This is a genomic window from Arthrobacter sp. SLBN-53, from assembly GCF_006715585.1.
Taxonomy (GTDB): domain Bacteria; phylum Actinomycetota; class Actinomycetes; order Mycobacteriales; family Mycobacteriaceae; genus Mycobacterium; species Mycobacterium neoaurum_A.
Genome location: NZ_VFNN01000001.1, coordinates 1,589,718 through 1,609,673, shown reverse-complemented (window position 1 = coordinate 1,609,673; position 19,956 = coordinate 1,589,718). Strand labels below are relative to the sequence as shown.

At 67.6% G+C, this 19,956-nt stretch carries 21 protein-coding genes; 14 read left to right on the top strand and 7 right to left on the bottom strand.

Features of this window, described 5'->3' with window-relative positions; all coding sequences use genetic code 11:
- Positions 1 to 33 precede the first annotated feature (33 nt).
- The gene (locus FBY28_RS07635) at positions 34 to 1,251 is read right to left on the bottom strand and encodes an acetyl-CoA C-acetyltransferase (protein WP_023986168.1); all 1,218 of its coding nucleotides are present in this window, start codon (positions 1,249 to 1,251) and stop codon (positions 34 to 36) included.
- A gap of 37 nt (positions 1,252 to 1,288) precedes the next feature.
- Positions 1,289 to 2,239, bottom strand: a complete 951-nt coding sequence (locus tag FBY28_RS07630; protein ID WP_216847551.1) for an SGNH/GDSL hydrolase family protein — start codon at positions 2,237 to 2,239, stop codon at positions 1,289 to 1,291.
- Between the two features lie 390 nt (positions 2,240 to 2,629).
- Between FBY28_RS07630 and FBY28_RS07625 the strand changes: the two genes are divergently transcribed.
- The 6 genes from FBY28_RS07625 (at position 2,630) to FBY28_RS07600 (ending at position 8,624) form a co-directional block, all read left to right on the top strand.
- The gene (locus FBY28_RS07625) at positions 2,630 to 3,475 is read left to right on the top strand and encodes an alpha/beta hydrolase (protein ID WP_286177844.1); all 846 of its coding nucleotides are present in this window, start codon (positions 2,630 to 2,632) and stop codon (positions 3,473 to 3,475) included.
- Positions 3,476 to 3,505: 30 nt separating this feature from the next.
- Positions 3,506 to 4,900 carry a cystathionine beta-synthase gene (locus FBY28_RS07620; RefSeq protein WP_019511381.1) on the top strand — a complete coding sequence of 465 codons (1,395 nt, stop codon included), beginning with the start codon at positions 3,506 to 3,508 and terminating at the stop codon, positions 4,898 to 4,900.
- Positions 4,901 to 5,028: 128 nt separating this feature from the next.
- Positions 5,029 to 5,655 carry an Rv1078 family RDD domain-containing protein gene (locus FBY28_RS07615; protein ID WP_141865595.1) on the top strand — a complete coding sequence of 209 codons (627 nt, stop codon included), beginning with the start codon at positions 5,029 to 5,031 and terminating at the stop codon, positions 5,653 to 5,655.
- Complete coding sequence (locus FBY28_RS07610) at positions 5,652 to 6,155, top strand: Rv1078 family RDD domain-containing protein (protein ID WP_141865593.1); 504 nt, start codon at positions 5,652 to 5,654, stop codon at positions 6,153 to 6,155. The genes FBY28_RS07615 and FBY28_RS07610 overlap by 4 nt, the downstream gene beginning before the upstream one ends.
- 183 nt (positions 6,156 to 6,338) lie before the next feature.
- Positions 6,339 to 7,370, top strand: a complete 1,032-nt coding sequence (locus tag FBY28_RS07605) for a DUF2189 domain-containing protein (RefSeq protein WP_141865591.1) — start codon at positions 6,339 to 6,341, stop codon at positions 7,368 to 7,370.
- An 81-nt stretch (positions 7,371 to 7,451) separates the two neighbouring features.
- On the top strand, positions 7,452 to 8,624 hold the full coding sequence (locus FBY28_RS07600; RefSeq protein ID WP_141865589.1) for a cystathionine gamma-synthase: 1,173 nt from the start codon (positions 7,452 to 7,454) through the stop codon (positions 8,622 to 8,624).
- A gap of 73 nt (positions 8,625 to 8,697) precedes the next feature.
- On the opposite strand, the gene FBY28_RS07595 is transcribed toward FBY28_RS07600, so the two are convergent.
- From FBY28_RS07595 to FBY28_RS07585, 3 genes are all read right to left on the bottom strand, one after another.
- Complete coding sequence (locus tag FBY28_RS07595) at positions 8,698 to 9,351, bottom strand: GOLPH3/VPS74 family protein (RefSeq protein WP_141865587.1); 654 nt, start codon at positions 9,349 to 9,351, stop codon at positions 8,698 to 8,700.
- A gap of 23 nt (positions 9,352 to 9,374) precedes the next feature.
- Positions 9,375 to 9,869, bottom strand: a complete 495-nt coding sequence (gene greA / locus FBY28_RS07590) for a transcription elongation factor GreA (RefSeq protein WP_019511375.1) — start codon at positions 9,867 to 9,869, stop codon at positions 9,375 to 9,377.
- A 202-nt stretch (positions 9,870 to 10,071) separates the two neighbouring features.
- Positions 10,072 to 10,497 (bottom strand): DUF4307 domain-containing protein, encoded by a 426-nt coding sequence (locus FBY28_RS07585; RefSeq protein ID WP_141865585.1) that lies wholly within the window; start codon positions 10,495 to 10,497, stop codon positions 10,072 to 10,074.
- 96 nt (positions 10,498 to 10,593) lie between these two features.
- Here FBY28_RS07585 and mca point away from each other — a divergent pair, with 96 nt between their 5' ends.
- The 4 genes from mca to FBY28_RS07565 are packed head-to-tail and all read left to right on the top strand — an operon-like array spanning position 10,594 to position 14,069.
- Entirely contained in the window at positions 10,594 to 11,460 is an 867-nt protein-coding gene (gene mca, locus FBY28_RS07580) for a mycothiol conjugate amidase Mca (protein WP_141865583.1), read from the top strand.
- On the top strand, positions 11,457 to 11,717 hold the full coding sequence (locus FBY28_RS07575) for a hypothetical protein (RefSeq protein WP_141865581.1): 261 nt from the start codon (positions 11,457 to 11,459) through the stop codon (positions 11,715 to 11,717). Before mca ends, FBY28_RS07575 begins: the two co-directional genes overlap by 4 nt.
- Positions 11,701 to 13,689, top strand: coding sequence for a thioredoxin domain-containing protein (locus FBY28_RS07570; protein WP_141865579.1), 1,989 nt, complete (start codon positions 11,701 to 11,703; stop codon positions 13,687 to 13,689). The genes FBY28_RS07575 and FBY28_RS07570 overlap by 17 nt, the downstream gene beginning before the upstream one ends.
- Positions 13,690 to 13,700: 11 nt before the next feature.
- Positions 13,701 to 14,069 (top strand): nuclear transport factor 2 family protein, encoded by a 369-nt coding sequence (locus FBY28_RS07565; RefSeq protein ID WP_019511370.1) that lies wholly within the window; start codon positions 13,701 to 13,703, stop codon positions 14,067 to 14,069.
- 37 nt (positions 14,070 to 14,106) lie between these two features.
- Here the strand turns inward: FBY28_RS07565 and trhA are convergent, their stop codons facing one another.
- Positions 14,107 to 14,844, bottom strand: coding sequence for a PAQR family membrane homeostasis protein TrhA (gene trhA, locus FBY28_RS07560; protein WP_141865577.1), 738 nt, complete (start codon positions 14,842 to 14,844; stop codon positions 14,107 to 14,109).
- A 56-nt stretch (positions 14,845 to 14,900) separates the two neighbouring features.
- Here trhA and FBY28_RS07555 point away from each other — a divergent pair, with 56 nt between their 5' ends.
- The 3 genes from FBY28_RS07555 (at position 14,901) to FBY28_RS07545 (ending at position 17,725) form a co-directional block, all read left to right on the top strand.
- Positions 14,901 to 15,707 (top strand): (2Z,6E)-farnesyl diphosphate synthase, encoded by an 807-nt coding sequence (locus FBY28_RS07555; RefSeq protein WP_019511368.1) that lies wholly within the window; start codon positions 14,901 to 14,903, stop codon positions 15,705 to 15,707.
- A gap of 5 nt (positions 15,708 to 15,712) precedes the next feature.
- Positions 15,713 to 17,065: a hypothetical protein gene (locus FBY28_RS07550; RefSeq protein WP_141865575.1), complete on the top strand. Its 1,353-nt coding sequence runs from the start codon at positions 15,713 to 15,715 to the stop codon at positions 17,063 to 17,065.
- A 255-nt stretch (positions 17,066 to 17,320) separates the two neighbouring features.
- Positions 17,321 to 17,725 carry a hypothetical protein gene (locus FBY28_RS07545; protein WP_141865573.1) on the top strand — a complete coding sequence of 135 codons (405 nt, stop codon included), beginning with the start codon at positions 17,321 to 17,323 and terminating at the stop codon, positions 17,723 to 17,725.
- Between the two features lie 64 nt (positions 17,726 to 17,789).
- Here FBY28_RS07545 and coaA read toward each other — a convergent pair whose 3' ends face one another.
- Positions 17,790 to 18,722, bottom strand: coding sequence for a type I pantothenate kinase (gene coaA, locus FBY28_RS07540; protein ID WP_141865571.1), 933 nt, complete (start codon positions 18,720 to 18,722; stop codon positions 17,790 to 17,792).
- A gap of 30 nt (positions 18,723 to 18,752) precedes the next feature.
- Between coaA and FBY28_RS07535 the strand changes: the two genes are divergently transcribed.
- Positions 18,753 to 19,949, top strand: a complete 1,197-nt coding sequence (locus FBY28_RS07535; RefSeq protein ID WP_141865569.1) for a DUF885 domain-containing protein — start codon at positions 18,753 to 18,755, stop codon at positions 19,947 to 19,949.
- The last annotated feature ends 7 nt before the right edge of the window (positions 19,950 to 19,956 follow it).

The following is a 19,956-nucleotide window of genomic DNA, read 5'->3' as shown; positions in this document are numbered from 1 at the left end:
CAGTACGCACCCCCGCCGCGGCATCGTGAGAAATCAGGAGAGGCGCTCGACGACCATCGCCATGCCCTGCCCGCCGCCGACGCACATCGACTCGATGCCGAAGGTCTTGTCGTGGGTGGCCAGGTTGTTGAGCAGCGTCGCGGTGATGCGGGCGCCGGTCATGCCGAACGGGTGGCCCAACGCGATGGCGCCACCGGAGACGTTCAGCTTGTCCTCGTCGATACCCAGTTCGCGCGCCGAACCGAGCACCTGCACCGCGAAGGCCTCGTTGATCTCGACCAGGTCGATATCGGAGATCGTCTTGCCGGCCTTGGCCAGTGCCTTGCGGATGGCCTCGATCGGGCCGAGGCCCATGATCTCCGGCGACAGCCCGGACACACCGGTGGACACGATGCGTGCCAGCGGGGTCAGGCCGAGCTCCTTGGCCTTGGTGTCGCTCATGATGATGACGGCCGCCGCACCGTCGTTCAGCGGGCAGGCGTTACCCGCGGTGATCGTGCCGTTCGGGCGGAACACCGGCTTGAGCTGGCTGATCTTCTCGTAGGTTGTGCCGGCGCGCGGGCCGTCGTCGGTGGAGACGACAGTGCCGTCGGGCAGGGTCACCGGGGAGATCTCGCGGGCGAAGAAGCCGCTCTTGATGGCCTCCTCGGCGCGGTTCTGCGAACGCACGCCCCAGTGGTCCTGATCCTCGCGGCTGATGCCGGTGAAGGTGGCGACGTTCTCGGCGGTCTGGCCCATGGCGATGTAGACGTCCGGGATCAGGCCGTCCTCGCGGGGATCGTGCCAGGTGGATTCGTCCTCGGCCTGCTTGATGGTGCGTGCCTGGGCCTCGTCGAACAGGGGGTTCTTGGAGTTCGGCGCACCGTCGGCGGCGCCGACGGCGAACCGCGACACCGTCTCGACACCGGCGGAGATGAAGACGTCACCCTCGCCGGCCTTGATCGCGTGGAACGCCATCCGGGTGGTCTGCAAGGAGGAGGAACAGTAGCGGTTGACGGTGGTACCGGGCAGGAAGTCGTAGCCGAGCTCGACGGCGACGGCGCGGCCGATGTTGTAGCCGGCCTCGCCGGCCGGCTGCGCGCTGCCCATCATCAGGTCGTCGATATCGCGGGGGTCCAACGAGGGCACCTTGTCCAGGGCGGCGCGCACCATCTGCGCGGCCAGATCATCGGGACGCATGGTGACCAGCGATCCCTTACCCGCCCGTCCGATCGGTGAGCGTGCGGTGGCGACGATGACGGCTTCGGGCATGTTGACCTCCATGAACAAGTGCTTGGTTGGCTCTACGCTAGCTCGCCGGCACCACCATGGGTGCGGGGACCCCGGTGGAACGACGCCACAGCCGACTGACGTTGCCGATCCGAGCCAGCAGTGATCCGCTACCGTCCATCCGCGATTCCAGGGCGGCCTCGGTGGTGGTCTCCGAGCTGAACTCGCCGAGAGCCCGACACAGTGCGGGCAGCAGTTGCTTGGCGGCCAACTCGTAGCCGGCCGCCGACGGATGGAACATATCGGCGGAGAACAACACCTCGGGAGCCTCATAGAAGTGCGGGGCCAGCAGGTCCGAGAAGGGCACCGGCACCCCGCCTGCCGCCCGCACCGCAGCGGCCTGGGCGCGGGCCAGCCGCAGACCCCGATTGCGTGTCACCCACCGCAACGGCTGCGGGATGGCCTTGATGACGCCGAAGTCGGGGCAGGTACCGACCACGACGACCGCGCCCGCGCTGCGCAACCGCTCCACCGCCTGACCGACGCGGCGCGCCGACGGTCCCAGCCCGTTGGGTTTGGTGATGTCGTTGGCGCCGATCATGATGACGGCCGCATCCGGCGGCGGTCCGGCGACGAACATGGCATCGATCTGTCCGGACAGCCCCTTGGAGGTGGCGCCGACGATCGCCTTGGTGCTCAGCCGGATGCGCTTACCGGACTCCTCGGCGAGGCCACGGGCCAGCAGCACCCCGGGCACCTCGTCGCCACAGGTGCTGCCGTACCCGGTGGCGGTGGAGTCGCCGAAGATCATCAGGTGCAGATCGACTTGGGTGTCGCGGGTCCACCGTTGCACCGGTCCGCCGCCGGGGGAGTAGACACCGTCGGCCCGCGGGGGCGCATCCCAGGATTTCGGGATGGTCTGGCGGGCCTGGTCGGCCTGGCCGCTCAGCAGGTTGCGCGCGCCGACATAGGCCGAACCGGTGGAGACGAGCGCCGCGGCGGCCACGGCGACGGACGTGATGCGACCCACGATCACGATTTTAGGTCTCGATTTCACAAAGTCAGTAGGCGCGCGAGTAACCGCGGTCACATTGGGGTATCGAACGCGGTACCAAATTTGAATTAGGCATTGTTGAAAAAATTGACGGCAGGCAAGCTAAGTTCAACCCCCTGGCTAACAACTTATCGGCCAACGGGCACTACAACGGCGTAGGAAGTGGTGGCGATGACGGCACCAAGCAGGGTCTCCGGGGCCCCACATGCAGCGATAAGCCCTGCTAGGGCGCGTCAGTCGCGGCGTTTTCCGGTCGGCGACTGGCGTCCTGTCGAGATCGTCGAAGACGGTGCCGGACTGGCGGGCAGGCTCGCCGGACTGGTAGCCATGATGACGATCAAGCCAACTTTGGCAATCGGATCGCACGTGCCGAAGCTGCCGTGGCCGTTCGGTCTCGTCGACTTCGCCGCCCGCGTCCTTCGGCCCGCGCCGGGCACCGTGCGCGCCACGATCGCGCTGCCGCACTGCACGGCCCAACTGATCCGCGCCGCCGGGGTGTTGCCCGCCGACGGCAAGCGTTCGGTGATCCTCTACCTGCACGGCGGGGCGTTTTTGACCTGTGGTGCCAACACCCACGGCCGGATGGTCACCGAACTGTCCAAGTTCGCCGACAGCCCGGTGTTCGTCGTCAACTACCGGATGATCCCCAAGCACTCGATCGCCAGCGCCATCGACGACTGCTATGACGCCTACAAATGGCTGCGGCTCACCGGCTATGACCCCGCCAACATCGTCCTGGCCGGCGATTCGGCGGGCGGGTACCTCGCCCTTGCCCTCGCCCAGCGCCTGCAGGAGGAGGGCACCGAGGCGCCCGCAGCGGTGGTCACCATGTCCCCACTGTTCGAGATCAACAGTGACAGCCGCGCCCAGCATCCCAACTCGCGTACCGACGCGATGTTCCCGCCACGCGCCATCGAGGCACTGGGCGCCATCGTCGAGGAGTCGGCCAAGCGGCACGGCCAGGAGGTCTACGAGCCGCTGGAGCACATCGAACCGGGCTTGCCTCGCACCCTGATCCATGTATCGGGTTCGGAGGTTCTGCTCAACGATGCGCGAAAGGCGGCCCGGATGCTGGCCGAGTCCGGCGTCCCCGTCGAGGTGCGCATCTGGCCCGGTCAGATCCACGTTTTCCAGTTGTGTTCGCCGTTCGTGGGGGAAGCGACGCGCTCGCTGCGCCAGATCGGTGAGTACATCCGAGAGGCGACGTGGTGAGTCTGCGCGCAGCCTGACACGATAGGTGTCATGCGCATCGCCAGCCATATCAGTGAGCTCATCGGCAACACCCCGCTGGTCCAGCTGAACTCGGTGGTCCCACCGGGTGCCGGTGTGGTGGCGGCCAAGGTCGAATACCTCAACCCCGGCGGCAGTTCCAAGGACCGCATCGCCGTCAAGATGATCGACGCCGCCGAGGCGTCCGGCGAGCTCAAGCCGGGTGGCACCATCGTCGAGCCCACCTCGGGCAACACCGGTGTCGGGCTGGCACTGGTGGCCCAGCAGCGCGGTTATCACTGCGTGTTCGTCTGCCCGGACAAGGTCAGCGAGGACAAGCGCAACGTGCTGCGCGCCTACGGTGCCGAGGTGGTGGTCTGCCCGACCGCGGTCGCCCCGGACGATCCGGCGAGCTACTACAGCGTGTCCAACCGACTTGTCGAGGAGATCGACGGGGCGTGGAAGCCCGACCAGTACTCGAACCCGATGGGTCCGGCCAGCCACTACGAGACCACCGGTCCGGAGATCTGGGCCGATACCGACGGCAAGATCACCCACTTCGTGGCCGGCGTGGGTACCGGCGGGACCATCACCGGCACCGGTCGCTACCTCAAAGAGGTGTCCGGCGGACGGGTGAAGATCATCGGGGCCGACCCGGAGGGATCGGTGTACTCCGGCGGCACGGGCAGGCCCTACCTTGTCGAGGGCGTCGGCGAGGATTTCTGGCCCAGCGCCTACGACCCGGCCATCCCTGACGAGATCATCGCCGTCTCCGACGCCGATTCCTTCGATATGACCCGGCGCCTCGCCCGTGAGGAAGCGCTGCTCGTCGGCGGATCGTGCGGTATGGCCGTCGTCGCCGCGCTGCGGGTAGCCGAGAAGGCCGGACCCGACGCGGTCGTGGTGGTGTTGCTGCCCGACGGCGGGCGCGGCTACCTGTCGAAGGTGTTCAACGACTCCTGGATGTCCTCCTACGGCTTCCTGCGCAGCAGGCTCGATGGCTCCATCGATGAGCCGACGGTCGGCGAGGTGCTGCGGCACAAGTCCGGAGCCCTGCCTGATCTGGTGCATACCCATCCGTCGGAGACGGTGCGTGACGCCATCACCATCCTGCGTGAGTACGGGGTCTCCCAGATGCCGGTCGTCGGCGCCGAACCGCCCGTGATGGCGGGCGAGGTCGCCGGCAGTGTCTCCGAAAGGGAGCTGCTCTCAGCGGTTTTCGAGGGCCGGGCCAAGCTGGCCGACGCGGTGTCGCTGCACATGAGCGCACCGTTGCCGCTCATCGGTTCGGGCGAACTGCTGGGCACCGCGGCAAAGACGTTGCGGGACTGCGATGCGGTGATGGTCGTCGAGGACGGCAAACCGATCGGTGTGCTGACTCGCCACGATCTGCTGGGCTCGCTGTCCAAGGGGCCGGTGGGGCACTGACCGCTGGAAGCGGTCGATACCGGCACTGACCGCTGGAAGCGGTCGGTGCCGGGACCGACCTGGACAGCGACTTCTCCGGTAGGGTTCTGGCCGCAGAGCCGGCTAATTCCTCACCAGGAAGGCGTCCCATGACCGAGCAACCGCCACCACCTCCTGGGGACTATCCGCCGCCACCACCCGGTGGCTACCCGCCGCCCCCGCCGCCCGCTGGCGGTTTCGCGCCCCCGCCGCCCGGTCAGTCGGGCTTCGAGGCCGTTGCGCCGTTGCCCAAATCGGCCTACACATCGTGGTTCACCCGGGTGCTCGCATTCCTCATCGACGCCGTCCCGGCGCTGATCCTGCAGGGAATCGGCTACGGTTTGCTGCTCGGTACCCGAGAGACCGTGTGCCTCACCGAGACTTCGGAATACGACCTCGGTGCGTTCTGTGCCACAGGGGCTTCCACGCTGGGGCAGGTGGCCGTTGCGGTGTGCGGGGTTCTCGCGCTGGCCTACTACATCTGGAACTACGGCTACCGGCAGGGGACCACGGGTTCCAGCATCGGCAAGGCCATCATGGGTTTCCGGATCGTCGGGGAGGCCACCGGTCGCCCGATCGGCTTCGGCATGTCGGTACTCCGTCAGCTCATCTACTTCGTCGCCAACGTGATCTGTTTCCTGCCATGGCTTGTCGCCGTGTTGTTCCCGCTGTGGGATCCCAAGGCGCAGACGCTGGTCGACAAGATCGTGAAGACGGTCGCGCTCCCGGGCCGATGACCGGCACCATGAGCGGCGACGATCCGTCTGCGGATGCCTACACCCCGTGGTTGAGCAGGGTGCTGGCATTCGTCATCGACCTCATTCCCTTCGCCGTGCTGCAGGGCATCGGGTATGCGTTGCTGCTGGGCACCCGGGAGACGGTGTGTGGCAGCAGCGATTCGGGCTATGCCCGCGCCGAATCGTGTGCGGCGGGGGCGTCGACGTTCGGGCAGGTCGCGTTTGCCGTGACCTGGATCCTTGCGGTCGCCTACGCGCTCTGGAACTTCGGATACCAGCAGGGCAGGACGGGTTCGAGTCTGGGTAAGGGGGTGCTCAAGTTCAAGGTCGTCGGTCAGAACACCGGGCAGCCAGTCGGATTCGTGACATCGGTGGTGCGCCAGGTGGCGCACGCTGTCGACGCTGTCATCTGTTATGTCGGCTTCCTGTTTCCGCTCTGGGATGGGAAACGACAGACGTTGGCCGACAAGCTTGTCAAGACGGTCTGTGTGCCGCTGTGACGAGGTTGTGACGGAGAGGCCGCGCGTCGGCCCTTTCCAAGAATTCTCCAAGTGCGGCACCGCAGACTTGGTCTGAAACTCATGTCGATCTTGAGCGCCGCGAGACCACCGGCGTGACATAGGCTCACCTCACGCGCCGACGGCGCGGCGTTTGTCGGTACTCAATTCTCACGAGAAGGTGAAATGACACAACCGCCTCCTCCGCCGGGCAGCACCCCGCCCGGTGGATTCCCGCCACCCGAGAACGTCCCGCCGGGCGGCTATCAGCCGCCCTCGCAGGGTGGTTACCAGCCGCCCCCGCCGCAGGGTGACTATCCGCCCCCGCCCGGGAACTTCCCGCCGCCGCAAGGTGGCTACCCGCCCCCGCCACAGGGTGGTTACCCGCCGCCCCCACAGGGTGGTTACCCGCCTCCGCCGCAGGGCGGTTACCCGCCACCCCCGCCCCCGCAGGGTGGCTTCGCGCCGCCGCCTCCGGGATACCCGCAGCCGGGCTACCCGGGTGGTGCCGCGCCCTACAGCGTCGGCGATGCGTTCTCCTGGGCGTGGAACAAGTTCAGCAAGAATGCCGGCGCGCTGATCATTCCCACCCTGGTCTACGCACTGGTGGTGGGTATCTTCGGCGGCATCGTCTTCGGCATCGCCGCGGCGGTGGCGCCGAGTGGGGTCACCACCTACGACTCCTATGACAGCGGCTTCAGCTACGAGTACACCTCGGGCCTCGGTGGGGCCAGCATCTTCGTGCTGGTGATCGGCCTCATCGTGCTGCTGGTGCTGCTGGCGGCGATCTCGTCGGCCTACTTCGGTGGCGTTCTGGACATCGCCAACGGGGTACCGGTGACGGCGGGTTCGTTCTTCAAGCCCCGCCTGATCGGCCCGGTGATCATCGCGACCCTGCTGGTCGGTATCGCGGTCAGCATCGGCAGCGTGCTCTGCTACATCCCCGGCCTGATCGTGTCGATCTTCGCCTTCTTCGTGACTCCGGCGCTGATCGATCGCAACCTGTCGGCCATCGATGCGATCAAGCTGAGCATCGACGTCACCAAGAACAATTTCGTTCCGGTGCTGCTGAGTTGGCTGCTGTACTCGGTGATCCTGGCCGTCGGATCGTTCCTGTGCTACGTCGGTCTGCTCGTCGCCGCGCCGCTGGCGATCCTGTTCCAGGTGTACGCCTACCGTCGCCTCACCGGCGGACAGGTAGCACCGCTGACACCGTAATCGGGCATAGCGCAACCGAACGGGGTGGACCGAACCGGTCCACCCCGTTTCTGTTGTCCGGGCACCACTACCCTGGACGGCATGGGTGAACAGCGCAGTGCTCACGACGCACACCGGTGGCAGGGTCTGGCGACCAGGGCGATCCACGCGGGCTTCCGGCCCGATCCGGCCACCGGCGCCGTCAACGCGCCGATCTACGCCAGTTCGACCTTCGCCCAGGACGGTGTCGGGGGGCTGCGCGGCGGCTTCGAGTACGCGCGCACCGGCAACCCGACGCGCGCGGCGCTGGAGGCCTCGCTGGCCGCGGTCGAGGAGGCCGATTTCGGTCGTGCTTTCGCCTCGGGGATGGCGGCCACCGACTGCGCGTTGCGCGCGGTGCTGCGACCCGGTGATCACGTGGTCATCCCCGACGACGCCTACGGCGGCACCTTCCGATTGATCGACAAGGTGTTCACGCAGTGGGGGATTCGGCACACCCCGGTCGCCTTGGCCGACCTCGATGCCGTCGCCGCCGCGGTGACGCCCGAGACCAAGTTGATCTGGGTCGAGACACCGACCAACCCGCTGCTCTCGATAGCCGATATCGCGGGTATCGCCGAGATTTCACGCACGGCCGGCGCGAAGCTGTTGGTGGACAACACCTTCGCTTCCCCGGCGCTGCAGCAGCCGTTGACCCTCGGCGCGGATATCGTGCTGCACTCCACCACGAAGTACATCGGCGGGCATTCCGATGTGGTCGGCGGCGCGCTGCTGACCAACGACGAGGAGCTCGACACGGCGTTCGCGTTCCTGCAGAACGGGGCGGGCGCGGTGCCCGGCCCCTTCGACGCGTACCTGACCATGCGTGGCCTGAAGACCCTGGTGCTGCGCATGCAGCGGCACAGCGAGAATGCGGCCAAGGTGGCCGAGTTCCTTGCCGAGCACCCGGCCATCGACTCGGTGCTCTACCCGGGCCTGCCGAGTCACCCCAACCACGAGGTCGCCGCCAAGCAGATGTCCGCTTTCGGCGGCATGATCTCGGTCCGGCTGCGCGGCGGGGCGGCCGCGGCACGCGATTTCTGCGCGCGCACCGAGATTTTCATTCTCGCTGAGTCTTTGGGCGGGGTGGAATCGCTGATCGAGCATCCCGGCGCGATGACGCATGCCTCGACCGCCGGCTCCCAGCTGGAGGTGCCCGCGGATCTGGTGCGCCTGTCGGTCGGTATCGAGGAGGTCGCCGACCTGCTCGGCGATATCGAGCAGGCGCTGCGGTAGTCCGGTTCCCCGGCGAGCAGACGCAGAACTGCCGTTTTCTGCGATAGATCGGCAGTTCTGCGTCTGCTCGCGGTCAGGACTGTAGGACGGGCCGCAGCGCTGCGGCGGTCACCGCGACGTTGATCTCCGGCAGCGCCGAGGGGGATTCGTCGAGCCAGCTACCCAGGGCGATCTCCCCGGCGCGGGCGTGCACCCAGCGCCACCCGCGATCGTTGAGGCTCAGCACCGCGCCGAGCCCGTCCGCGGCATGCAGCAGCGTGATCGCCGCGGCCGTCGGCGTCGACGGCGGCCTGCGGTCGAACAAGGCCGCCAGCAATGCCTCGCGAGCCGGCCCGACCCGTGCGCGTGTCCGTAGCGGATAACTGAATTCCTTGGGCCCCAACGGAACCCGCTGAATCTGTCCGGTCCGTTCCAGCTGGTCGAGCAGCCGTTGTTCGGTATCGCGGCCCAGCTTGGCCACCGCCGCGCCCACCTTCAGCGGTCGCCGCGTCAGCAGTGCCCACGCCGGACCGGTCATCGGGTCCAACGCGGCATCGCCGACCAATGCGACCAGGCGACCGGCGGGGACGGAGTCCCCGTCGGCCGACGGTCGTACCCGGCAGGCGCGGGCCAGGTCCAACAACACCGCAGCCGCGAGTACGCGTTGCCTACGGCGTTGTTCGATGCCCGGGCGCGCTGCCGCATTGTCGAGCAGAAGCAGCAGCAGATCCTCGGCGATCTGGGCCATCTGGAGCCGATCGTCCCGACGGGTCAGGCGTGGTAGGGCTCCGCGCTGATCAGGGTGACCTTGACGGTCTTGCCGCTGGGCACGGTGTAGGTACGGCTCTCGCCGACCTTGGCATCGATCAGTGCGTTGCCCAGCGGGGAGTTCGGGGAGTAGACCTCGAGCTTGCCGTCGCTGACGCCCTCTTGGCGGGTGGCGATCAGGAACGTCTCGGTGTCCTTCTCGTCATCGTCGTAGTAAACCTTGACCACGGAACCGGGCAGCGCGACGCCGGACTGCTTGGGGGCCTCGCCGACCTTGGCGTTGTTGAGCAGTTCCTGCAGCTGACGGATGCGTGCTTCCTGCTGGCCCTGCTCTTCACGGGCGGCGTGGTAGCCACCGTTCTCGCGCAGGTCGCCCTCTTCGCGACGGTCGTTGATCTCGGCGGCGATGACCGGCCGGTTGGCGATCAGCTGATCCAGCTCGGCCTTCAACCGGTCGTAGGCCTCTTCGGTCAGCCAGGTGACCTGGGTATCGGTCATGTCCTCGCGCTCCTGTCGTTGGTCATTCCCCCGCGACGTATCGCGTGAAAAGGTCGTGTATCGCCGCTGTTGCAGGCGCTGATCGCGCGCAAATGCAGCAATACACGGCTCCAGTGCGGAACCGTGTATGGGTCCAGCTTACCACCGCCGCGTTGCCGGGTTTTCATGTTTGTGCAGCCCGGCGTCGGTTGTGCCCCGCGGATCAGGGGGCTACGAGATACCCCGGAACGTCGATCCCACACCCGTAGATATCGCCCACCACCGGCGGCTTCGTCGACTTGACCTCGGCGTCGATCACCACCGAATCCGCGGTCGAGGGCGGCACCAGGATCTCGCGGCGTCCGGTTTCGGCGCCGTCGATGGAGCGTGCGCGCACGATGCAGACCGCGGGCATCGAAGGATCCGCCCGCGTCACGGTGATGGTCACCGCGACGGTCTGATCGTCGATCAGCCGATAACCGCTGAGTTCACCCTTGGCGTCGGCGGTGCCGAACCGCTGGAAGGCGATGATCGCGATGCCCACCCCGACAGCCACGATCAGCAGAAACAGGCCGATAACCAGCCCACGCCTGCCGTTGCGGGACAGCTTCTGGCGCCCGTAGCGGGCGGCGGGACGCTCGATGGTCAAGGTTTTGGGTGCCCGTCGGTCGGTGGCTTCTCTTAGACCTGGAACTATAGGGGGCGTGGGCATAAGCGAGAGGGACGCCTTCGTTGAAGAGACACGATGACTGAATTGCGTTTGATGGCGGTGCACGCCCACCCCGACGATGAGTCCAGCAAGGGTGCGGCGACGACCGCACGCTACGCCGATGAGGGCGCCAGAGTGATGGTGGTGACCCTGACCGGTGGTGAGCGGGGTGACATCCTCAACCCGGCGATGGACATCCCCGAGGTACACGGCCGTATCCACGAGGTGCGCCGCGACGAGATGGCGCGTGCCGCGCAGATCCTCGGCGTCGAGCACCACTGGCTGGGCTTCGTCGACTCGGGCCTGCCGGAGGGTGACCCGCTGCCGCCACTGCCGGAGGGCTGCTTCGCCCTGGTGCCGCTCGAGGAGCCCGTCGAGCGGCTGGTCAGGGTGATCCGCGAGTTCCGGCCCCACGTGCTGACCACCTATGACGAGAACGGTGGTTACCCGCACCCGGACCACATCCGTTGCCACGAGGTCTCCGTCGCGGCCTACGAGGCGGCCGCCGACCACGTCCGGTATCCCGACGCCGGGGCGCCCTGGGCGGTGTCCAAGCTGTACTACAACCACGGCTTCCTGCGGCAACGCATGCAGGTCCTGCAGGACGAGTTCGCCCACCACGGCCAGGAAGGCCCCTTCGGCAAATGGCTGGAGAGCTGGGACGCCGAGGAGGACAGCATCGAGAAGCGGGTGACCACCCGCATCGAGTGCGCCAAGTACTTCGCCCAGCGTGACGACGCCCTGCTGGCCCACGCCACCCAGATCGACCCGAAGAGCTTCTTCTTCACCACGCCCATGGAGTGGCAGCAACGGCTCTGGCCCACCGAGGAGTTCGAGCTCGCGCGGTCCAGGGTTCCGGTGCAGCTGCCCGAAACCGATCTGTTCGCCGGAATCGAGCCATGACCGACCTGATTTTGATCGCCGCCACCCTGCTCGCCGAAGACGGCGGGCCCCGCCAGACCGGACCCGATTTCGGCAAGGCCAGCCCCGTCGGCCTGTTGGTGCTGATCGTGCTGCTGGTCGGCACCTTCGCGCTGGTGTTCTCGATGAACCGGCATCTCAAGCGGTTGCCGGAGTCGTTCGACCCCGATCATCCCGAGCCGGACCAGGCCGTCGACGAGGGCACGACGAACGAGTTCAAGGGTGACGCCAAGGAGTAACGCCCTGGGCGAGGCGACCAGCCCGTATCTGCGTCAGCATGCCGACAACCCGGTGCACTGGCAGCAGTGGACGTCGGCCGCGCTGGCCGAGGCGGTAGAGCGCGATGTGCCGATCCTGCTGTCGATCGGCTACGCGGCATGTCACTGGTGCCACGTGATGGCGCACGAATCCTTCGCCGACCCCGAGGTGGCGGCGGCGCTCAACGACGACTTCGTCTGCATCAAGGTCGACCGCGAGGAGCGTCCCGACCTCGACGCCGTCTACATGAACGCGACCATCGCGTTGACCGGCCAGGGCGGCTGGCCGATGACATGCTTCCTGACTCCCGACGGCCGGCCCTTCTTCTGCGGCACCTACTACCCGAAGGACGGCTTCCTGCAGCTGATCTCGGCGGTGCGAGAAACCTGGCTACAACGCCGCGACGAGGTGGAGCGGGCGTCCGACGAGATCGCCGGTGAGCTCCGCGCGATCAGCGTCGGGCCACCGGGCTCCGGTTCGCCGCCCGACGCGCGGTTGTGCGATGACGCGGTCGCCGCGGTGCTGCGCGACGAGGATGTCGAGCGTGGCGGCTTCGGGGCCGCACCGAAGTTCCCGCCATCGATGGCGCTGGAGGCATTGCTGCGACACCACCAACGCACCGGGTCGGCGGATGCGCTGGCCGCGGTGCGGCGCGGCGGCGCGGCGATGGCCCGTGGTGGCATCTACGACCAGCTGGCCGGTGGGTTCGCGCGGTACAGCGTGGACGCGGCCTGGGTGATACCTCATTTCGAGAAGATGTTGTACGACAACGCATTGCTGTTGCGCTTCTACGCGCATTGGGCCCGTCGCGGCGCGGATGCGTTGGCGCGCAGGGTCACCGACGAGACCGCCAGGTTCATCATCGACGGTCTCGGCGCGGACGGTTTGTTCGCATCGTCCCTGGATGCCGACGCCGGCGGCGTGGAGGGCCTGACCTACGCCTGGACGCCTGCCGAGTTCGACGAGGTGCTCGGTGCCGATGCCGACTGGGCCGCAGCACTTTTCGGTGTCACCGAGGCGGGTACGTTCGAGCGGGGGAGTTCGGTGCTGCAGCTGCGGGCCGATCCCGACGACTGGGCCCGTCATGAGCGGGTGCGCGCGGCGCTGCTGGCGGCACGGTCGCAGCGGCCCCAACCCGCGCGTGATGACAAGGCGGTGACGGCATGGAACGGGCTGGCGATCACCGCGCTCATCGAGGCCTCTGTGGCGCTCGGTCGCCGCGAATATCTCGATGCGGCCATCAGGTGTGCGCGCGAATTGTTGCGGTTGCACCTGGTCGACGGTCGGCTGCGGCGGGCCAGCCTCGGCGGTGTGGTCGGTGACAGCGCGGCCATCCTGGAGGACTACGCGGCGCTGGCGTCCGCGTTGTGCGCCGTGTACCAGCAGACCGGTGAACAGTCCTGGCTCTCCGCGGCCACCGGTCTGATCGACACCGCGCTGGACCATTTCGCCGATCCGCAACGGCCGGGGTATTGGTTCGACACCGCCGACGACGCGGAGGCGTTGGTGCTGCGCCCGGCCGACCCGCTCGACGGTGCGACCCCGGCAGGTGCCTCCGCGGTCGCCGAAGCGCTGCAGCTCCTCGCACACCTGAATGCCGATCCGCGCTATCGCACGGCCGCCGACGCCACCCTGGCCGCCGGGGTCGCGGTGTTGGCGAAGGCGCCGCGCTCGGGCGGGCATTGGCTGGCGGTGGCCGAGGCCGCCGTGCGCGGCCCGATCCAGATCGCGGTGGCCTGCGACCCCGCCGACTCGGATCTGCTGGCCGCAGCCCGGATGCTCGCACCGGGCGGTGCGGTGGTCGTCGGCGGCGAGCCGGACTCCGGTGAACTGCTGCGCGGCCGGGACCGGGTGGGTGGTCGCGATGCGGCCTATGTCTGTCGCGGCCGGGTGTGCGACCTGCCGGTCCGCACAGTGGAAGATCTCGATACCGCGCTGCGGCGTGCCGTGTAGCGTGGCCGGTCATGAGCTTCGAGCCTGATGCCTTGCAGGGTTTCGTCCAGCGCTATCTGGACACGGTCTCCGGCGGTAGCGCCGACGATGTCGCCGCGCTCTACGCCGAGGACGCCACACTGGAGGACCCGGTGGGCGGCGGTGAGGTGCACATCGGACGGCAGGCCATCGCCGGTTTCTACAAGAACGTGCAGGGCGCCGAGATCTCGACCGAGCTGCTGTCGTTCCGCGCCGGTGGGACCGAGGCTGCGTTCGTCTTCGCCATCACCGTCGGCGGGGCGATGCGCATCGAACCCATCGAGGTCATGACCTTCAACGGCGAGGGCCTGATCACCTCGATGAAGGCCTACTGGGGTCCGGCGAACATCACCCAGCTCTAGCTTTCCGCACGCTCGCCGGGAACGTGACGAGCAGGAATCAGAAGACCGCGAACCACATCGCGATGTAGTGGCATACCGCCGCGACCGCGGTGCAGGCGTGGAAGAACTCGTGATGGCCGAATGTCGCCGGCCACGGGTTGGGCCATTTGAGCGCGTACAGCACGCCACCGACCGAATAGAACGCGCCGCCGACGATCAGCAGCACCACCGCGGCCACGCCGGCCCCGTCCATGATCGGCCCGATGAACCATGCGGCGACCCAGCCCAGCAGGATGTAGAGCGGCACCCCGAGCCACCGCGGCGCCGACGGCCAGAACATCTTCAGCAGCACACCGGCGATGGCCCCGCCCCAGACGATCCAGAACAGCACCATGCCCTTCTGCGAGGGCAGTGCCAGCAGGGCGAACGGCGTGTAGCTGCCGGCGATGAAGATGAAGATCATCGAATGGTCGAGGCGTTTCATCCAGGTGCGCGCCTTGACCGACTGCCAGGTCACCCGGTGATAGGTACCGCTGACGGCGAACATCGCCACGATGGTGCACGTGTAGATCAGTGTGGCCACTCCGGCGCGGGTCGACTCCGCCGACCATGACACCGCCACCAGCGCGGCGCCGGCGATGAATGCCACGACCGCGGAGTAGACGTGAATCCAGCCGCGGGCGCGCGGGCGGCCGAGGAACTGCGCGACACCGTCGGCGAGTGCCTCGGGTAGATCCTCCGCGGAATGCGCCGCCGCCGACCGGTAGGGCCGGCTGGAATCGATGGGCGTGGACATCTCACCTCCGCTGAGTGGCTTAGACCTGGGCCAGGATCACAGTAGTCTGGATCGCTGTGGAGATCATTCCGCCGCGACTCAAGGAGCCGGCCTACCGGCTGTATGAAATGCGGTTGCGCCGCGAATTGGCGCAGTCCCGGTCCGAACTCCCACGTCACATCGCGGTGTTGTGTGACGGAAATCGCCGTTGGGCACGCGATGCGGGCTTCGACGATGTCAGTTACGGATACCGCAGGGGCGCGGCCAAGATCGCCGAGATGCTGCGCTGGTGCCAGGCCGCCGGCATCGAGCTGACGACGGTCTATCTGCTGTCCACCGAGAATCTGCAACGCGACCCCGATGAGTTGGCGGCGCTCATCGAGATCATCACCGATATCGTCGAACAGATCTGCGCGCCCGAAAACCGTTGGAGCGTACGCACGGTCGGTGACCTGGAGTTGCTCGGCGAGGAACCGGCCCGGCGGCTGCGTGAGGCGACGGAACGGACGGTGGGCAGCACCGGCGCCGCCGGCCCCGGTGTGCTGCAGGTCAACGTCGCCGTCGGCTACGGCGGTCGACAGGAGATCGTCGACGCGGTGCGCGGACTGCTCAGCAAGGAACTGGCCAACGGGGCCACCGCCGAGCAGCTGATCGAATCGGTCACCGTCGACGCGATCTCGGAGAACCTCTACACCTCGGGTCAGCCCGATCCGGACCTGGTCATCAGAACCTCCGGTGAGCAACGTCTCTCCGGATTCCTGTTGTGGCAGAGCGCCTACTCGGAGATGTGGTTCACCGAGGCGCACTGGCCGGCGTTCCGGCGGGTCGACTTCTTGCGCGCATTGCGCGACTACACCAATCGGCACCGCAGGCACGGGTTGTAGCAGCGATGTCGGGGCTGTCGGCGGTCGTCTTCGCACTCAGCTGGTGGCTCGGGTTGTACCTGTTGGCGCGCGACCCCCGCAAGCCGGTGCTGGTGCTGGCCGCGGCCGGGTTGGCCAGCTTCGCCGCCGTCGTCGCCCTGGACGCGGTGCGCACTGTGACGGGTTCGGAGCTGCTCGGCCGCATCGAGGTGTTCCTGGTGGTGGCGCCCGGCATCTTCTGGTTCGCGGTGCTCGTCGAGCTGTCCAGACCGATCGACACCTGGCGCAGCCGGGTCGGTGAGATCGCCTGCGTGTGCGGTGTTGCCGTCATCGCGCTCGGTGGCGCGGCACTGGCCGGCAGTGTCGACGGACCGCTGCGCGCCGGCCACTGGCTCATGTTCGCGGCGGTCTCGCTGCCATCGCTGGCCGCGATGGTCACCACCATGCTGCGGCCCGCCCAGCCCGTCCCGGTGGTGCGGTTCGTCCTGGTCGCGACATTGTTCTTCGCCCTCGGCAACGCCATCCTGGTCATCCCGCTGGGATTGTTGCCCAGCGGTCTGGCGCTGGCCTCCACCGGATTCGACGTGGCCCTGCTCGGCGTTGCCGTCGCGCTGTGGGACGCCTTCGACGAGGGTCAGGCGCTCAAGGCCGATATGGCGCGCTCCTTCGTCGGGACGGCCGCGGTGGCGACGGTCTTCGGTGGACAGGCCGTGATCGCCCTCGCCGTCGCGGGGGAGTCGGCCCAGCCTGCGCTGACGGTGCTGCTGTTCACCAGCCTGGCGCTGTCCGTCGCGATCAACGTGCTGGCCGATCCGCTGGCCGGGGTGCTGGACCGGCTGACCTTCTCCCCGGCGCTGCGGGCGGACCGGGCGACCCTGCGCGGCACCGAGGCGGCGCTGCCGTTGCGGTCGGACAATCCGCTCGACGAACTCGACGATGACACCTTCGCCCGGCTGACCCGCCGCGCCCTGGGCCACTACGGCGACCTGTCCAAGCTGGTGGCCAGCCCGCTGTGCGCGCTCCCGGTAATCGACGCCCGGCTGGCTGCCCGCGACGCACCGGATCAACCACTGGAGCGGGCGAACGAATTGCGGGCACTGCTGGCTGACCGGATCGCCGCGCTCAAACCGCGCGATGGCGGAGCTTTCGGCACCGGGGAGCAGTGGCGGCATTACAACTCGCTGTATTTCCCCTATGTCGTCGGTGTGCGGGCGTATGCGCAGAACGCCACCGCCGCCGGTCTCGACCCCGTCGCACGACAGGCCTGGCAGTGGTTCGTGACCGAGGTTCCCCAGCGCTCACTGCACAACTGGCAGAACGCCGCGGCCCGGATGATCGCGGCGGATCTGCGCGGAGCCCAGCCTGTTCCGGCCACCTGACTCCGGCGGACAGGTCGCTTCTCCTCTGCCTCGGCCTCGACCGCATCGGCGCTGACCTGCGGTTGGCAGTAGTTGGCAGCATTCGGCGTCGAACTGGCAGCGGTCGCTGAGCAGTCTCAGAGATGGCAGAAGCAACTTCGGCCAACCGGTGCGGGAGCGTCACGCACACGCCGGGAGCAGGTGCCGGCGTGTCGAGGCTTGCGGGGCGCTCCCGCACCGGTCTCCCTTCATCAACGACTGCTGGAAGGAACCACCATGTCCGTTATCACCGCTTCGGCCACATCCACCCGATCCGACGCATTCCTGAGGCTGGCCATGCGCTTCGACGCGATCATCAGCGGTATCGCCGGCGTCGGTCTCCTGATCTTCGCGCCGCGTGTTGCCGAACTGTCGGGCACCACGGCCGCGACCGAGTACGCGACGGGCGCATTCTTCGTCGGCTTCGGTCTCGTCGTCCTGGCGTTGGCGGCTCGTGACGCGGTGCGAACCTCCGGGCTGATCCTGGCGATCGGCAATCTCCTGTTCACCGTGCTGACGGTGGGTGTGGTCCTGGCAGGCGTCTGGCCGCTGACGACCACCGGTGTGGTCCTCGTGCTCGGAACCGGCGTCTACACCCTGGCGATGGCCGAATTGCAGTACGTCGGCGTGCGCCGCATCTGAGACGGCGAAACTTCGGCGCGCTGACGTTCGCTCACCGAACGTCAGCGCGCCGAAATCGGCGGCTCTACAGCTTGCGCAGCCGCAACCGGTTGATCGAGTGGTCGGAATCCTTGCGCAGCACCAGGGTCGCGCGGGGCCGGGTCGGCAGGATGTTGTCGATCAGGTTCGGGCGGTTGATCGAATGCCAGATGTCACGGGCGGCGAACACCGCCTGCTCATCGGTCAGCGTGGCGTAATGGTGAAAGTGCGATGCCGGGTTGGAGAACGCGCCGGCCCGCATCGACAGGAATCGGGAGATGTACCACTTCTCGATGTCCTCGATGCGGGCGTCGACGTACAGCGAGAAGTCGAACAGGTCCGACACCATCAATGCGGGCCCGGTCTGCAGGACGTTGAGTCCCTCCAGGATGAGGATGTCGGGCTGGCGGATGCGCTGCTTGTCCCCGGGGACGATGTCGTAGATCAGGTGCGAGTACACCGGCGCGCAGGCCAGATCGGCACCGGACTTGACCGCGGTGACGAACCGCATCAATGCCCGGCGGTCGTAGCTCTCCGGAAACCCCTTGCGGTGCATCAGATTCCGTCGCGTCAGCTCGGCGTTGGAATAAAGGAATCCGTCGGTCGTCACCAGGTCGACGCGCGGGTGGTGCTCCCAGCGGGCCAGCAGCGCCTGCAGCACGCGCGCGGTGGTCGACTTGCCGACCGCCACGCTGCCGGCCACCCCGATGACGAAGGGCACCGGCCGGTGCGGGTTCTGCTCGCCGAGGAACTCGGCGGTGGCGGCGAACAACCGTTGGTGCGCGGCCACCTGGAGATGGATCAGCCGCGCCAACGGCAGATAGACGTCTTCGACCTCGGCCAGATCGATCTGCTCACCGAGACCGCGCAGGCCGATCAGTTCGGCTTCGGTCAACGCCAGTGGGGTCGACATGCGCAACGAACGCCACTGGGTTCGATTGAACTCCACATACGGGCTCGGCTCGCTGGGCCGCGACATCTGTCAAGTCTTGCATCTACCGTTGAAGCCATGAACGCCAGCACCCTCATCGATGAATATCTGTTGCTCGGGCTGCGCTTCGACCGGGTCGAGGAGGGTTACGTCGACTCGTTCACCGGCGACCCCGCGTTGCGCCGGAAGGTCGACGACGAGCCGGCGCCCGATCCCGCGGATCTGGCCAGGACCGCCCAGCGGCTGCTGGCCGAGGTGCCCGCCGCCGAAGGGCTCGACGCACAGCGCCGCGCCTACCTGTCGGCCCACCTCAAGGCGCTGGCCTGCGCGGGCCGCAAGTTCGCCGGTGAGGATGTCGGGTTCGTCGAAGAGGTGCGCGAGTACTTCGACGTCGACATCGTCAAGGGCGACCAGGACCGCTACCGCGACGCGCACCGCAGGCTCGATGAAGCGCTCGGCGGCAGTGGCCCACTGGCGCAGCGGTTGCAGTCCCACCGGCAGGCCGAGGAGATCCCGCCGAACCGGCTGGAAGAGTGCATCCACGCGTTCTCCTCGGCGCTGCGCGACAGGGTGCGCGCCACCTTCCCGCTTCCCGACACCGAGACCGTCACCTACGAGGTCGTCACCGACAAGCCGTGGTCGGGCTTCAACTACTACCTCGGCGACTACAGCTCGACGGTGGCGGTCAACGCCGACCTCAAGCAGCAGATGTCCAACCTGCCGCGGCTGGTGGCCCACGAGTCCTACCCCGGGCATCACACCGAGCACTGCCGCAAGGAAGCCGGCCTGGTGGCCGGGCTGAACCAGCAGGAACAGACCATCTTCCTGGTCAACACCCCGCAGTGCCTGATGGCCGAGGGACTGGCCGACCTGGCTCTGTACGCGGCCATCGGACCGGACTGGGGCGCCTGGGCGACCGAGATCTACGCCGACCTGGGGTTGCGGTTCGACGGTGAACGTTCGGCGGCGGTCTCGGAGGCCGCCGCGGCGCTGGCCGATGTCCGTCAGGACGCCGCGCTGATGCTGCACGACGAGCACCGCGATGTCGACGATGTGGTCGCCTACTTGAGTCAATGGTTGTTGGTGTCCGACGAGCGGGCCCGGCAGATGCTGCGCTTCCTGTCCTCGCCGCTGTGGCGGGCCTACACCTCCACCTACGTGGAGGGCTACCGGCTGCTGCGGGCGTGGCTGGACGATCGGCCCGCCGAGGTGTCGCTGACCGAGCGCTTCACCAGGCTGCTCGACGAGCCGCTGATCCCGTCCAGCCTGCGGTAACTGCCGC

Bases quoted from the DNA above. Each gene is read 5' to 3' on its own strand.
- FBY28_RS07635 (WP_023986168.1), bottom strand. From the start codon at position 1,251: ATGCCCGAAGCCGTCATCGTCGCCACCGCACGCTCACCGATCGGACGG.
- FBY28_RS07620 (WP_019511381.1), top strand. From the start codon at position 3,506: ATGCGCATCGCCAGCCATATCAGTGAGCTCATCGGCAACACCCCGCTG.
- FBY28_RS07615 (WP_141865595.1), top strand. From the start codon at position 5,029: ATGACCGAGCAACCGCCACCACCTCCTGGGGACTATCCGCCGCCACCA.
- FBY28_RS07610 (WP_141865593.1), top strand. From the start codon at position 5,652: ATGACCGGCACCATGAGCGGCGACGATCCGTCTGCGGATGCCTACACC.
- FBY28_RS07605 (WP_141865591.1), top strand. From the start codon at position 6,339: ATGACACAACCGCCTCCTCCGCCGGGCAGCACCCCGCCCGGTGGATTC.
- FBY28_RS07600 (WP_141865589.1), top strand. From the start codon at position 7,452: ATGGGTGAACAGCGCAGTGCTCACGACGCACACCGGTGGCAGGGTCTG.
- FBY28_RS07595 (WP_141865587.1), bottom strand. From the start codon at position 9,351: ATGGCCCAGATCGCCGAGGATCTGCTGCTGCTTCTGCTCGACAATGCG.
- greA (WP_019511375.1), bottom strand. From the start codon at position 9,869: ATGACCGATACCCAGGTCACCTGGCTGACCGAAGAGGCCTACGACCGG.
- mca (WP_141865583.1), top strand. From the start codon at position 10,594: ATGACTGAATTGCGTTTGATGGCGGTGCACGCCCACCCCGACGATGAG.
- FBY28_RS07575 (WP_141865581.1), top strand. From the start codon at position 11,457: ATGACCGACCTGATTTTGATCGCCGCCACCCTGCTCGCCGAAGACGGC.
- FBY28_RS07565 (WP_019511370.1), top strand. From the start codon at position 13,701: ATGAGCTTCGAGCCTGATGCCTTGCAGGGTTTCGTCCAGCGCTATCTG.
- trhA (WP_141865577.1), bottom strand. From the start codon at position 14,844: ATGTCCACGCCCATCGATTCCAGCCGGCCCTACCGGTCGGCGGCGGCG.
- FBY28_RS07550 (WP_141865575.1), top strand. From the start codon at position 15,713: ATGTCGGGGCTGTCGGCGGTCGTCTTCGCACTCAGCTGGTGGCTCGGG.
- FBY28_RS07545 (WP_141865573.1), top strand. From the start codon at position 17,321: ATGTCCGTTATCACCGCTTCGGCCACATCCACCCGATCCGACGCATTC.
- coaA (WP_141865571.1), bottom strand. From the start codon at position 18,722: ATGTCGCGGCCCAGCGAGCCGAGCCCGTATGTGGAGTTCAATCGAACC.
- FBY28_RS07535 (WP_141865569.1), top strand. From the start codon at position 18,753: ATGAACGCCAGCACCCTCATCGATGAATATCTGTTGCTCGGGCTGCGC.